The 14,065-nt window shown below is 50.8% G+C and carries 13 protein-coding genes and 1 pseudogene; 12 read left to right on the forward strand and 2 right to left on the reverse strand.

All coding sequences use genetic code 11. The features are described from left to right. Positions 1-67: 67 nt before the first annotated feature. From MTP41_RS13375 to MTP41_RS13430, 12 genes and pseudogenes are all read left to right on the forward strand, one after another. Positions 68-370, forward strand: a pseudogene (locus MTP41_RS13375) (XF1762 family protein); the annotation flags it as partial. Further along, positions 339-719 (forward strand): PrgI family protein, encoded by a 381-nt coding sequence (locus MTP41_RS13380; RefSeq protein ID WP_005934790.1) that lies wholly within the window; start codon positions 339-341, stop codon positions 717-719. The pseudogene MTP41_RS13375 and the gene MTP41_RS13380, both read left to right, overlap by 32 nt. A 1-nt stretch (position 720) precedes the next feature. Then, positions 721-3,120: a VirB4-like conjugal transfer ATPase, CD1110 family gene (locus tag MTP41_RS13385; protein WP_249236573.1), complete on the forward strand. Its 2,400-nt coding sequence runs from the start codon at positions 721-723 to the stop codon at positions 3,118-3,120. A 17-nt stretch (positions 3,121-3,137) separates the two neighbouring features. Then, positions 3,138-3,731, forward strand: coding sequence for a nitrogen fixation protein (locus tag MTP41_RS13390; RefSeq protein ID WP_249235718.1), 594 nt, complete (start codon positions 3,138-3,140; stop codon positions 3,729-3,731). Positions 3,732-3,883: 152 nt separating this feature from the next. Further along, positions 3,884-4,714: a DNA-methyltransferase gene (locus tag MTP41_RS13395; protein WP_249236574.1), complete on the forward strand. Its 831-nt coding sequence runs from the start codon at positions 3,884-3,886 to the stop codon at positions 4,712-4,714. Beyond that, positions 4,714-6,921 (forward strand): C40 family peptidase, encoded by a 2,208-nt coding sequence (locus MTP41_RS13400; RefSeq protein ID WP_249235719.1) that lies wholly within the window; start codon positions 4,714-4,716, stop codon positions 6,919-6,921. Before MTP41_RS13395 ends, MTP41_RS13400 begins: the two co-directional genes overlap by 1 nt. 16 nt (positions 6,922-6,937) lie before the next feature. Next, positions 6,938-7,174 carry a DUF4315 family protein gene (locus MTP41_RS13405; protein ID WP_249235720.1) on the forward strand — a complete coding sequence of 79 codons (237 nt, stop codon included), beginning with the start codon at positions 6,938-6,940 and terminating at the stop codon, positions 7,172-7,174. After that, on the forward strand, positions 7,167-7,946 hold the full coding sequence (locus MTP41_RS13410; protein ID WP_249235721.1) for a DUF4366 domain-containing protein: 780 nt from the start codon (positions 7,167-7,169) through the stop codon (positions 7,944-7,946). The genes MTP41_RS13405 and MTP41_RS13410 overlap by 8 nt, the downstream gene beginning before the upstream one ends. Continuing rightward, the gene (locus MTP41_RS13415) at positions 7,943-9,379 is read left to right on the forward strand and encodes a DNA topoisomerase (protein WP_249235722.1); all 1,437 of its coding nucleotides are present in this window, start codon (positions 7,943-7,945) and stop codon (positions 9,377-9,379) included. The genes MTP41_RS13410 and MTP41_RS13415 overlap by 4 nt, the downstream gene beginning before the upstream one ends. Before the next feature lie 33 nt (positions 9,380-9,412). Then, the gene (locus tag MTP41_RS13420) at positions 9,413-11,284 is read left to right on the forward strand and encodes a recombinase family protein (protein ID WP_249235723.1); all 1,872 of its coding nucleotides are present in this window, start codon (positions 9,413-9,415) and stop codon (positions 11,282-11,284) included. Then, positions 11,281-11,667 (forward strand): TnpV protein, encoded by a 387-nt coding sequence (locus tag MTP41_RS13425; RefSeq protein ID WP_249235724.1) that lies wholly within the window; start codon positions 11,281-11,283, stop codon positions 11,665-11,667. The genes MTP41_RS13420 and MTP41_RS13425 overlap by 4 nt, the downstream gene beginning before the upstream one ends. A gap of 18 nt (positions 11,668-11,685) precedes the next feature. Beyond that, entirely contained in the window at positions 11,686-12,099 is a 414-nt protein-coding gene (locus MTP41_RS13430) for a hypothetical protein (RefSeq protein ID WP_097784885.1), read from the forward strand. 45 nt (positions 12,100-12,144) lie between these two features. Here MTP41_RS13430 and MTP41_RS13435 read toward each other — a convergent pair whose 3' ends face one another. Beyond that, complete coding sequence (locus tag MTP41_RS13435) at positions 12,145-12,771, reverse strand: Eco29kI family restriction endonuclease (protein ID WP_117535817.1); 627 nt, start codon at positions 12,769-12,771, stop codon at positions 12,145-12,147. Continuing rightward, positions 12,758-13,957, reverse strand: coding sequence for a DNA cytosine methyltransferase (locus tag MTP41_RS13440; RefSeq protein ID WP_097784883.1), 1,200 nt, complete (start codon positions 13,955-13,957; stop codon positions 12,758-12,760). The genes MTP41_RS13435 and MTP41_RS13440 overlap by 14 nt, the downstream gene beginning before the upstream one ends. Between the last annotated feature and the right edge of the window lie 108 nt (positions 13,958-14,065).

Raw genomic sequence — 14,065 nt, forward strand, 5'->3', positions numbered from 1 at the left:
ACGGCAAGCCCAGCTTAACCGAAGGGTGGTGAAATATTGGGCAGCATTTTAGAAAAGATTGAGCAGGCTCTCAAGGATATGCACCAACGGAGAGAAGAACGCTTGCAGCTTTCTCTACGGTGCGGCGGCAAGAGCTGCTGCGGCTATGGGCTATAAGCGCATCATCACCTACACGCTGGAAAGCGAAAACGGTGCAAGCCTTCGGGCTTCCGGCTGGATTTGTCAAGGCAAAGCGGGTGGGCTTCGCTGGACAGGCAAGCGTCAGCCGAAGGAGGATCAATATCCCGCACAAATGAAGCTGCGCTATGAAAAGCAGCTTAGAAAGGAGGAAACAGTCAATGGCATTTGTTCCGGTCCCGAAGGATCTTAACCGCGTCAAAACGAAGGTCATGTTCAACCTGACCAAGCGGCAGCTCATTTGTTTTTCCATCGCTGCGGCGGTCGGCGTCCCGATCTTCTTTCTGGCGAAGGCGCATCTCGACTTGTCTACGGCGGCAATGCTGATGGTGGTCATCATGCTCCCGTTCATCTTCTTCGCGCTTTACGAGAAGGACGGACAGCCCGCCGAAAAGTATCTGTACCACATCGTACAGTCCATGTTCATCCGGGACAAGGTGCGTCCCTATCGCACAAACAATCTCTACGCTGAAATTCAGCAGAAAATCAAAGAACAGGAGGAATTGCAGCTTGAACAACAGCACAGCAAAGGCAAAGCCTAAGATGACCGTCAAGAACGGCGTCGTTTACGGCGATGCCCTTTCCGCTCAGGAAAAGAAGCGGATCGTCATGCAGAAGAAAAAGGACAGGAAGGCAAAGAAAGTCCGCAAGTCCGCCCAGCAGACCATCCCCTATGTGGAGATGTGCCGTGACGGTATCTGCAAGGTGAACAGCCGCCTCTACACGAAGTCCATCGCCTTTGAGGACATCAACTACCAGCTTGCGCAGAACGAGGACAAAACTGCCATCTTTGAGAACTGGTGCGACTTTCTGAACTACTTCGACAGCTCGATTTTCGTCCAGCTCTCCTTCATCAATCAGAAGGCAAGCCTCAATGAGTTCCGCAAGCGCATCAACATTCCGGCACAGGAGGACGCCTTCAACGACATCCGCTCCGAGTATTCCGGAATGCTGCAAAGCCAGCTCACCAAAGGCAATAACGGGCTGATTAAGAAGAAGTACATCACCTTCGGCATTGAGGCGGACTCCCTCCGCACGGCAAAGCCGAAGCTCGAACGCATTGAAACCGACATCCTCAACAACTTCAAAACTCTCGGCGTGAAAACCGAGCCGCTGTCCGGCTACGAACGGCTGAAAGTGCTTCACGATGTGTTCAATATGGACAGCAATGAGCCGTTCCGCTTTTCCTTCGATATGGTTGCCCGGACGGGGCTTTCCAGCAAGGACTTCATCGCTCCCACTTCCTTTGACTTCCGTGAAGGCAAGTGCTTCAAGATGGGCAGAACCATCGGTGCGGTGAGCTTCCTGCAAATCCTCGCGCCGGAACTCAACGACCGTATGCTTGCCGACTTCCTTGAGATGGACAGCAACATTACGGTCAATTTTCATATCCGGACGATTGACCAGGCGAAGGCAATCAAGAGCATCAAGATGAAGATCACCGACCTCGACAAGATGAAGATCGAAGAGCAGAAAAAAGCCGTCCGCTCCGGCTACGATATGGACATCATCCCATCCGATCTTGCCACCTTCGGCGGTGAGGCAAAGCGTCTGTTGCAGGATCTCCAGACCCGCAATGAGAGACTGTTCCTTGTGACTATCCTCATCATGAATACGGCAACCAATCGCCAGAAGCTCGAAAATGCGGTATTCCAGACCGCCGCCATTGCCCAAAAGTATAACTGTGCGCTCAAGCGTCTTGACTTCCAGCAGGAGGAAGGGCTGATGTCCTCTCTGCCTATCGGCGTCAATCAGGTGGAGATTGAGCGCGGACTGACCACTTCCAGCACAGCGGTTTTCGTGCCGTTCACCACGCAGGAGCTTTTTCAGGGCGGCGAAGCTCTCTACTACGGGCTGAATGCGCTGTCCAACAACATGATCATGGTTGACCGCAAGCAGCTCAAAAACCCCAACGGACTGATCTTGGGTACGCCCGGTTCCGGTAAGTCCTTCTCCGCAAAGCGTGAAATGACGAACGCCTTCCTCATCACGGAGGATGACATCATCGTCTGCGACCCCGAAGCCGAGTATTTTCCCCTCGTGCAGAAGCTCGGTGGTCAGGTCATCCGCATTTCGCCGGTCAGCACGGATTACATCAATCCGCTGGACATCAACACGAACTACTCCGAAGAGGAAAACCCGCTGACGCTGAAATCCGACTTCATCCTCTCCATGTGTGAGCTGATTGTCGGCGGCAAGGACGGCTTGCAGCCGGTTGAGAAGACCATCATTGACCGCAGCGTCCGCATGGTCTATCAGGAGTTCCTTGCAGACCCCAAGCCGGAGAAAATGCCGATCCTCGAAGACCTCTACAACATTCTGAGAAATCAGAAGGAGCCGGAGGCACAGCGCATTGCAACTGCCCTTGAAATCTATGTTCACGGCTCTCTGAACGTCTTCAATCACAGAACGAATGTGGATGTCAACAACCGCCTTGTCTGCTATGACATCCGCGAACTCGGCAAGCAGCTCAAAAAGCTCGGTATGCTGATCGTGCAGGATCAGGTGTGGAACAGAGTTACCATCAACCGCGCCCAGCACAAGGCAACTCGCTACTACATGGACGAGTTCCACCTTTTGCTGAAAGAGGAACAGACCGCCGCGTACAGCGTGGAAATCTGGAAGCGTTTCAGAAAATGGGGCGGCATCCCGACCGGAATCACGCAGAACGTCAAGGATCTTCTTGCCTCCCGCGAGGTGGAGAACATTTTTGAAAACTCGGATTTTGTCTACCTTCTGAATCAGGCATCCGGCGACCGGCAGATTCTCTCGAAGGCGCTGAACATCTCGCCCAGCCAGCAAAACTACATCACCAACTCCAACGCCGGTGAGGGGCTGATCTTCTACGGCTCGACCATCGTTCCCTTCAAGGACGATTTCCCGAAGGACACCCAGCTTTACCGCATCATGACCACCAAACCCGAAGAAACCGTACAGAACTGATAGGAGGATTTTTGAACATGAACAACAAGATGATTACCATTCCCTACGCGGACGCTATCGAATACGGAGAGAACACCTCCGCGCTGTTTAAGGCTCTGTGGGAGCTGACCGATCTGATCCGACTGGAAAGCGACCTCAAGAAGCATCACCGCGCCTATCTCCATGTGAGGGAGGACATCGACGAAAAGGTCAAGGAAGCGCGTCAGATTATGACCAAAGTAGCCGTGGATATGATCGGCTTTTACTTCAATGTTGATGTTTCTGAGTGCAGCAACAACGATGAGAATACCCCTTTCGCTGACGCGGGTGAAGATGAAACCGTTTCTATCCCCAAGGGCGAGTATGAGCAGATGATCGACGATCTGCTTACGATGTCCGAAATCATTCAGTGCGTCGCAGATATGCGCACGCAGGATGTGAAGGCAATCCGCGAGTTCGGCAAGTTCGTCCCCGCCTTTGCCGCCTTTGAGAAGAACCGCCTGAGCCTCTATCGTGAGGCGGCGAAGGAAGCCGAGGAAATCTTCGACCGTTGGGCAGACGAGATTGACGATCTCGACGAGGACTTCATGGAAGATGAGGACTACGAGCCGGACGAGTATTACTCCGACTGATATGCGCTCAAATCCGAAGAAAGGAGCTGGTTTTTATAGAGCTTGACATCATTCATACCGGCGATTGCCTTAAAATCCTGAAAACTCTGCCCGATGACAGCGTTCATTGCTGTGTGACGTCCCCTCCGTATTACGCGCTCCGCGATTACGGCATGGATGCCCAGATCGGCAGAGAGACAACGCCGAAGGAATATATTTCGCGCCTGACGGAAGTGTTTACCGAAGTCAGGCGCGTTTTGCGTCCGGATGGAACGCTCTGGCTGAACATCTCGGACACCTACGCCGGGAAAGGCAATCAGGGCGAATTTATTGACCCGAAGAACCCCAACGGCAGAAACGGTCAGGCTGTGGCTCTCAACAACAAGGTTGAGGGCTGCAAGCCGAAAGACATGATCGGCATTCCGTGGATGCTGGCTTTTGCTCTCCGCGATACCGGATGGTATCTGCGCAACGACATCATCTGGATGAAGGACAACCCCATGCCGGAGAGCGTGAAAGACCGCCTATCCCGCTGCTATGAGCATATTTTCCTGTTCTCAAAGTCCAAGAAGTATTTCTTTGACTACAAGGCAATTTCCGAGCCGATTGCCCCTGCAACGGCAGAACGCCTCAAGCGCGGCATGAAGGGCGGCAACAAATACGGCAAGCCCGTTCCCGGTCAGCCTCAGCCGCAGTCCATCAACCGCCCCCGTGAGCATGGTGAGATCAAGGACAGTGACATCAATCCGCTCCGCAATAAGCGCGATGTCTGGAAGATCAACACCGTTCCCTTCAAGGGCGGTCACTACGCCGCCTACCCTCCGAAACTGGTTGAGACCTGTCTGCTTGCCGGTTGTCCCGAAGGCGGTATTGTGCTTGACCCCTTTATGGGAAGCGGCACAACCGGCATGGTTGCCGCGCAGATGGGGCGGCATTTTGTAGGCGTAGAGCTGAACCCTGAATACACCGAGCTTGCCTACAAGCGGATCGGAGGTGAAATCTGATGCCCAAGGAACCGGAACTTAAAGCCCGTGACAAGGTAGTCGTGCGGATGACGCGGGAAGGCGCGGTTGAGGAAAACCTGACGGCTGGCACCGAGCAGCGTGTGTCAAAGCGGCTGGAAGATGCAGAGTTGGTGAAGCCCGCTGAGACAGCCGAGCCTTCCGAAGCTCCTTCTGCGGAGGAACAGAAAAAGGTGCAGATGCGCCGTCAGCAGCGTCAGTTTCAGGCGGAACACGGCGTGGATAACGACACACAGCCGCCCTCGGAAATGTCCGTTACAGAAGAGAAAAAGCCGGATAATCCACCCCAGAATGTATCTGAACCGCTGCCCGTGTCAGAGACGCCGTTCAAGCCTCCTGCTTTGGAGCAGCGCGGTGTTTCTTCTCATACCGGCACGGTGATTGCCGAAACGGTTGTCACACACAAGCTGCGCAAGACCTCTGCGGTTGAAGCAGTGGATGCAGATGCCATTCTCACTCAAGCGGCGGAAACCGCCTCTGCAAAGCCGCTCTCGGACGATGCCGTCCCGCCCACGAAGCGGATGCAGAAGCTCGAAAGGAAGTCCGAGAAGGCGCATGAGCGTCTGGACGCTGCCCGCGAGAAGCTGCCCACGCACAAGGTTCTCAAGAAAGAGCGCGTCTTTGATGAAGAGACCGGAAAGGGCAAAACCCGCCTTCATTTTGAGGATGAGCTGAAAAAGCCCAAAGGCAAAGGCAAGCTGCAATTTGAAGCAGATAAAACCGTCCGCAAGGTCGGTGACACCCTCGCTTCCGGCATTCACGGCAAAATCCATGAGGTCGAACAGGAAAACTCGGCGGTTGAGGCGGCGCATAAGACGGAGATCGCCGTCGAGACTGCCGCTCGGCATTTCCGTCATCATCGGGAAAGCAGCGTCAACAAGCCGTATGAGAAGGTCTCCAAGCTGGAACACAAGGCGGATGCTGCTGATGCGAAGCTCCAATATGAGAGAAATCAGCAGGAGCATCCTGAGATGAAGAAGCAGAACATGAACAAGCACTACCAGAAGCAGAGCATCAAGAAGGAATATGCCGCCGCTCGAAATGCCGGTTCTCAGACTGCCGGGACTGCAACAAAGAGCACCGGCAAGAAGCTCGGTGAGAAGGCGTCCGACAAGATCAAGGAGTTCTTTGAGAAGAACAAGAAGGTCTTCATCTGGATCGGCGTCGGAATTGTCCTTCTCGTTTTGCTCGGTGCCGGAATCAGCTCGTGTTCGATGCTTACTTCTACCGGCTCGACGGTAATCGCTTCCTCTTATCTTAGTGAGGATGACGCGATGCTTGGCGCGGAGGCGCAGTATTGCCGGATGGAGCAAGAGCTGCAAAGCTATCTGGATAACTATGAAGGCACTCATGACTATGACGAATATCACTTCGATCTGGATGATATTGAGCATGACCCCTATGTGCTGATCTCCATTCTCTCGGCTCTCCATGAGGGCGAGTTCACGCTGGATGAGGTGCAGGGTACGCTCCAAATGCTGTTTGAAAAGCAGTATATCCTCACAGAAGAGGTCATCGTCGAAACCAGATACCGCACGGAGACCGACACATGGACGGATGCAGACGGCAATACGCACACGGAAACCTACCGCGTCCCGTATGACTACTACATCTGCAACGTGAAGCTCGAAAACTTCAATCTCTCCCATGTCCCGGTCTACATCATGTCTCAGGAACAGCTTTCCATGTACGCGACGTATATGTCGGTGCTGGGCAACCGTGAGGATCTGTTCGGTGACTCTCCCTATGTGGACAAGTACATCACAAATCCGCCCGCCGACTACGATGTCAACCCGGAATACCTGAACGACGAGAAGTTTGCAACGCTGATTACCGAGGCGGAAAAGTATCTCGGCTATCCGTATGTGTGGGGCGGCTCCAATCCCGACACGTCCTTTGACTGCTCCGGCTTTGTCAGCTATGTTCTCACGAACAGCGGGCTTGTGAATACCGGACGGCTGGGCGCACAGGGGCTTTACAACGTCTGTACGCCGGTTTCAAAGGCGAATGCACAGCCCGGTGATCTTATCTTTTTCGTCGGAACGTATGACACCCCCGGCGTGTCTCACGTCGGCATTTATGTTGGTGATGGGGTCATGATCCACTGCGGCGATCCCATTCAGTACACATCCATCAACTCTTCCTATTGGCAGCAGCATTTCTACGCCTTCGGAAGACCCGCCTATTAAAAGAAAGGAGTTTTGCATGAATCCCAAGTATCAGAAAGTCCTCTCCGACATTGAGAAGGCTGAAAAGAAGAAGTCCGAAATCGAAGGTCAGCTCAAGGAGCTGTACGACAAGAAGACAGAGCTGGAAAACCTTGAAATCATCAATACCGTGCGCTCTATGGTGATGGACAAGGATCAGATCATGGCGTTCCTGTCTTCCATGAAGGGCGGCACCATGCCCGCCGGAAATACGGAGGTAATCGACAATGCGTAAGAAGTTTCGTTTTCTGACCATCCTTGCGGTCTGCGTCATGGTTCTGTCCTGCTTCTCTGTCACGGCGTTTGCCTACGCCGATGATACCGAGCAGAACCTTCCGGTTACGGAGGCAACTCAGCCCGAACAGCAGCCCGCAGTCACTCCCACGCCGGAAAAGCCGAAGGGTGAGCCGATTGACGATGAGGGCAACGCCTACACCCGCGACTTGCTCTATGACAAGGCAACCAACAAGCAGTTCATCACCATCCAGACGAAAAGCGGCAACACCTTCTTCATTGTCATCGACTACGATGCGCCGATCAACGAAGACGAGGAACAGTACCAGACGTACTTCCTGAACATGGTCGATGAGAGCGATCTGCTTGCACTGCTGGATGATGACACTGCGGCGGCTCTGACCACCTGTAACTGCAAGGAAAAGTGCGCTGCCGGTCAGGTCAACACCGACTGCCCGGTCTGCAAGACCAACATGAGCGAATGCACCGGCACAGCTCTCGCTACACCTGAGCCGGACAAGGATGCGGAAACCGATGTCCCCGCGCCCAAACCCGAAAAGAAGTCCAACGTCGGCATGATCCTCGTCATCTTTGCCCTTGCCGGTGCTGCGGGTGCAGCCTATTACTACATCAAGTTCGTCAAGGGCAGAAAGCCCAAGGATGAGGATATGGACTTCTTCGACGATGAAGGCTACGAGGAAGAGCCGTACATCAACGAGGATGAAGAGCCGCAGATCGCGGAGGATGCCGAAACGGAAGGTGATGAAGATTGATCTTAGTCATTGCTGAAAAGCCCAGCGTCGCCCAGTCCATCGCAAAGGTGCTGGGCGCGACATCCCGCAAGGACGGCTACATGGAGGGCGGCAATTACATCGTTTCGTGGTGCTTCGGTCATCTGGTGGAGTTGGCAGACGCCAGCTCCTACGATGAGCGGTATGCCAAGTGGCGATATGACGATCTGCCCATTGTTCCGGAAAGCTGGATGTTTAAGGTCACGAAGGACAAAACACAGCAGTTCAAGGTGCTGTCCGCTCTCATGAAGGACAAGCGCGTCACCGAGCTGGTCTGTGCAACCGATGCAGGACGCGAGGGTGAGCTGATCTTCCGGCTGGTCTACAACAAAGCCGGATGCACCAAGCCCTTCAAGCGTCTGTGGATCAGCTCATTGGAGGACTCCGCCATCCGCGAAGGCTTCCAGCATCTCCGGGACGGCAAGGACTATGACCGCCTCTATGAAGCGGCACTCAGCCGCTCGAAGGCGGACTGGATTGTCGGCATCAACGGCACCCGCCTTTTCACCACGCTCTATCACAAGAAGCTGGTGGTCGGGCGCGTCCAGACGCCTACTCTTGCAATGCTGGTGGAGCGTGACGGGAAAATCTCCACGTTCCAGAAGGAGAAGTATTTCAACGTCCACGTCGGCAAGGGCGATCTGACCGCCGATCTGGAAAAGGTCAAAACCGAAGAGGAAGCAAAAAGAATTGCGGCGGCTTGCGAGAAAAAGCAAGCCGTCGTTTCTTCTCTCAAGCGGGAGACGAAAACCGTCAATCCTCCGAAGCTCTATGATCTGACCACCTTGCAGCGCGAGGCAAACCGATATTACGGCTTCACTGCCCAGCAGACGCTTGATCTCGTTCAGACGCTCTACGAAAAGAAGCTCCTGACCTATCCGCGCACGGACAGCCAGTTCATCACGGATGATATGGAGGACACCGCCCGTCAGGTCATTTCTATCGTTTGCCGCCAACTTCCGCTCTTCTCTGGCGTTTCGATTACGCCGGACATTGCCCGCGTAACCGACAACAGTAAGGTCACAGATCACCACGCCATTCTCCCGACCGTCCAGCTTGAAAAGCAGGATGTTTCCGTTCTCCCTCAGTCAGAGCAGAAAATCCTCAATCTTGTCGGGATGCGCCTTCTGTGTGCGACCGGCGAGAAGCACACCTACGCAGAAACGCAGATCTCGCTCTCCTGCGAGGGCTACGAGTTCAAAACCAAGGGCAAGACCGTCGTTCAAAACGGCTGGAAATCCATTGAAGAGCTGTTCAAGGCTTCCCTCAAGGCGAAGGAAAAAGACGATCCCGTGAAGTCCCTGCCCGAAGTCCATGAGGGCGATGCTCTGGATGGTGTATCTGCCAGCGTCACCGAACACTTCACAACGCCTCCGAAGCAGTACACGGATGTGATATGTTATCATCGTGGGTAGTTGATATGCAGAATTGGAGGTGAGAAACGACCCATGAAAAAGAAAAAAGTCAAAGAAATTGGCATTACAGCGTTATATGAACGCCTTTCTCGTGACGATGATGGAGATGGCGACAGCAATAGCATCGTCCATCAGAAGCAAATGCTGGAAGCCTACGCCAAAGAACATGGCTTTGTGAATCTGCGGCATTATACGGACGATGGTTGGTCTGGTGCTTCCTTTGACCGTCCTGCGTGGAACGAACTCGTTGCAGGGGTAAAGGCCGAAGAAATCACGACTGTCATTGTAAAAGACCTTAGCCGTGTCGGACGCGACCACCTTCAAGTTGGCTTTTTCACAGACATTCTCTTTCGAGAAAAGGAAGTTCATTTTATCGCCATTGGGAACGGCATTGACAGCAACGATCAGCAGAGCAGCGAATTTGCGCCGTTCCTGAACATTATGAACGAATGGTACGTCCGGGATACCAGTAAAAAAATCAAGTCCGTCTTAAAGGCAAGAGGAATGTCAGGAAGCGCGCATACAAGCAACTGCGCTTGTTATGGGTACAAAAAAGACCCGGAGAATCCAGACAAGTGGGTTATAGACGAAGAAGCCGCTTCCGTTGTCCGCGAAATCTTTCAGATGTGTGTGGACGGAAAAGGCCCTTATGAAATCGCCCGCTGCCTTGCAGAAAGAAAAGTTGAGCGGCCATCTTATTACCTTGCCAAAAGAGGTTTGGGAAATCATCAGTCTGATTGCGATTATAGTAATCCCTATACTTGGCGAGGGCACACCGTTGCCACAATACTGGAAAGACCTGAATATACTGGCTGCACCGTGAACTTTCGCACCTATAAAAATTCCTATAAAGACAAGAAAATCAAAAAGGCGGATAAATCTGATTGGGTGATTTTTGAAGGCACTCAAGAACCTATCATTGATAAAGAGACATGGAGTATCGTCCAAAACCTGCGCAAGCATACCCGCCGTACAGATTCACTAGGTGAAGCCAATCCCCTTACGGGCAAGGTTTTCTGTGGTGAGTGCGGTTCTTTAATGTACAACCATCGTCGAAAGAATGGCCGGGTGCGTGTTTACTACACATCAAAAGGTGAACGCAGGGAAAGTTATTCTAAACCTGAAGATTGCTATGCCTGTTCAAAACACATTCTCACTCGTCAAACGTATAAAGCTGCTTGTTCCGGTCATCATATCAGAACTTCAGCTTTAAGAAGCATCGTTCTCGAATGTATCCGCAAAACGTGTTCTTACGTCCAAAGCAATCCGGAAGAATTTCTGGAACTGTACAATCAGATTTCAGAATCGCAAAATCAAAGCCATTTACAAGAACTGCGCAGCCGGATTACCAAGGCCGAGCATCGTACAAAAGACATTGATGCCTTAATTCGTAAAATTTACGAGGATAATATTGCAGGGCGGCTTTCAGACAAAATGCTGGAAAATCTTCTGGAAGGATATGAAAAAGAAAAAAATGAACTGGAAGAAGAACAAAAAGACTGTCAGCAACAGTTAGATAGTGCTGAAAAGCAAGCGGACAACACGAACCACTTTATTGAATTGGCAAAGAAATATACCGACTTTTCAGAACTGACCCCAGCAATGGTAAACGAATTTGTTTCAAAAATCATTGTCCATCGTCCATTTGAGTTGAATGGAACGCGAGCAGTTCAAGTTGAAGTTTATCTGAACTATATCGGAAAGTTTGATGTGCCAGAGGAGCCTATAATTTTATCCGAAGAAGAACTTGCGACTCAAAAAATCCGTGAAGAAAAGCTAGAGAAGCATCGGATAGCCAGCCGAAAGTATATGGCAAAGTATCGAAAACGCCTTAAAGAAATGAAAAAAGCTGGCACCATCCTACCAGAGAATCTACCCGCCGAAACAAAAGGAGAATGGTTATGATTGATTTGAAAAAACACATCCATGATAGTGCCAATGGTCTGGATTACACCCTTGTCAACGACCACTATCTGCCGAACCTGACCGTAGCAGCCCAGGCAGAGCACCCCACCGGGCGGTGGGGCCGCTTACATAAGATGTATCTGAAGGAGCAACATCCCATCCGGTACAACCAACTGCTCCTGTCCGGCGAACTGGGCGGCTACCTTGCCAAGCTGGACAAGCAGACCGAGGAACAGCTTGCGCTGACCATCCGGCAAATGCAGGAAGCCGAGGGCGTGACCGAAGCCCTGAAAGCCGCCGATCAACTGGAATGGGTGCGCCGGATGAACAATATTCGCAACCGGGCCGAAGAAATTGTTTATAACGAGATTGTTTACAAATAATCAGCTAGGAGGTTCTTTATGAAATCGTCAGAAGCAATCCCATTATATATTGTACGGTTTATGCGGCTTGATGACTATCCAGATGAAGAATACAATTACATTCGCAAGTCAGATGCAGAAAAACACTTTTCAATGTATGCTACTGACAATAGCGGGCTTTATTATGAAATTCAATTATCGGAAGTGAGAAATAAAACAGCGAAAATTTTGAATGCAAAACTGCTCCTTCCTTTGTCGCTCACCGAACTTCATATTCTAAAAGAATACGGAACATCGGATCAACTTGAAACTTGTATGGCTCTAAAGCTGTTAGTAGACCGCTGCCAGATTTCCAATCCTTATGCTGCTATAAATGCACGGGTAGCGATTGAACGCCTTTCGCCAAAGCAATATCTTCGTTTCTTTGCATCCCTTGAATCCCTGAAAGTATAAAAAGAGATAGCCGCCATGTGCCAAAACACAGGCGGCTATCTCTTTTTACGGAGCCTGATATGTACTTAGATAATTCTCAACACGCAATAACCAATCTTCTCTTGAAATCGCATTCGGCTTGAGTTTTTCGGCCCATTCACGACCGGGATGAATACAATCCCACGGTGAACGTTGCTGCTGATAACGTCCACTGCCGGGGTCGTGGTTTCCAAAGCCATCTATACATCTGTTCCATAGCGGCTTAAATCGCTCGATCATCATGGATTCTGCAAGCGGAATCCAAATGTCATCAACTACCAGAAAGCGGCATACAAAGTCATTTTCATCAAGATTGGATGCTTTTGAAACAGAAGTGAAATGTTCTGAAAGACGATTTGCAAGAGCTTGACCGTGGTCTACATTTACCCCAAAACCACCTTTTCTTGCACCCGCTGGAACAGCTTTACCTACATAAATCGGGACATTCCAACCATCTTGATTTAATTCAACTAATTTGCGATAAGGTTCAAAATCACCCTTATAGTAGATTGCATACACACCTGCACCAATAAAAGGCTCTGGCGGCAATTTCTGGACAGGAGTGTGCAGCATAGCTGATGCTACACTCTCTGCCAAATTTCGCTTATCAAGAGGATTGTAGGGAGTAATAACAGGAATATCACTTCTTGGCATGATGAACCTCCTCTAGTTGGGTTAAAACAGATACGCCAACCGCGTTGGCCAGCTTTACTGGAACTGCATTACCAATTTGGCGCATACTCTCCGTCCACGATGCAACAAACTTATAATCATCGGGGAAAGTCTGGATTCTTGCACTTTCACGAACCGTATAATACCGCACTTCACCAGAATCCAAAACCAGCATATTTTCTCCACCGGGAACACCGTGTGCGCCAGCCTTGATGGTTTTTGAAGGCTCATCTAGCACCGAGCCAGAGTGACCGGGATAGCTTTTAGCTCCTGCACGGAAGATGTGATTATCAAATTTTTGCGCATCGTTGCTTCGAGGGTCGGGTAAATCATGTAGCGCATCTCTGACGGTTTGCCAAGGAAACAGCTTTTTATCGGTACATTCAATAGCTGTGCGAACAGACCGCTCCATGTTTTTTGACAATGGCGATTCAGATGGTTTCAACAACTTGTGCTGCTCCCAGTAATCACCGGTAATCCATTTGGAATAAAGCAACGCTTCTTTAGAGTGTGTAGCTTTCGGAAAAGACCATTTTGCATCTATATCTTTTCTAAAGCCAACAATAACCACCCTGTGCCTGAGCTGGGGAACGCCATAATCGGCAGCATTCAACAGCCTAAATACAACATTATACTCGCAATCATCGTGACTGCTAGATGTGTGATGCTTTTCCAATAGTTCACGATGCTCTTCCCAAGTCATTCCAGCTGGCTTTTGGATGCTCGGATATGTCAACTGCAAAATAATATAACTGAAGTATAGGCTGAATGATTTTCTTAACAGTCCCTTGACATTTTCAAAGATAAAGACTTCGGGCATGATTTCTCTGACAGCCCGAACAGCTTCAGGAAACATATCACGCTTGTCATTATAGGCTTGAGCCTTTCCTCCCATAGAGAACGGCTGGCAGGGTGGGCCACCAGATACCATATTGATTTTTCCAGATAACCCATCATAGCAAACCGCACGAACATCCGCTTGATGGACATTCCACGATTCAATGCCTTTGTATCCAGCCTGAATGTTCGCCCTAATATTATCACAGGAATCTTTATCCCACTCATACAAAGCAGTGTGGTGGAATCCTGCTTTCTGCAAGCCAAGTGCCAAGCCACCTGTTCCGCAGAAAAGCTCGATTGACCTATTCTGTTGCACCTGACTACGCATCTCTCAACCATCCTCCAAGATAAAATGACATACAATATTAGTATATCGCATCCCCAACGATATTGCAACATAAAGCAGAGGACTTCCGCTTTTTTATCAAAAAAACAC

Source organism: Faecalibacterium sp. I4-3-84, assembly GCF_023347255.1.
Taxonomy (GTDB): Bacteria; Bacillota; Clostridia; order Oscillospirales; family Ruminococcaceae; genus Faecalibacterium; species Faecalibacterium taiwanense.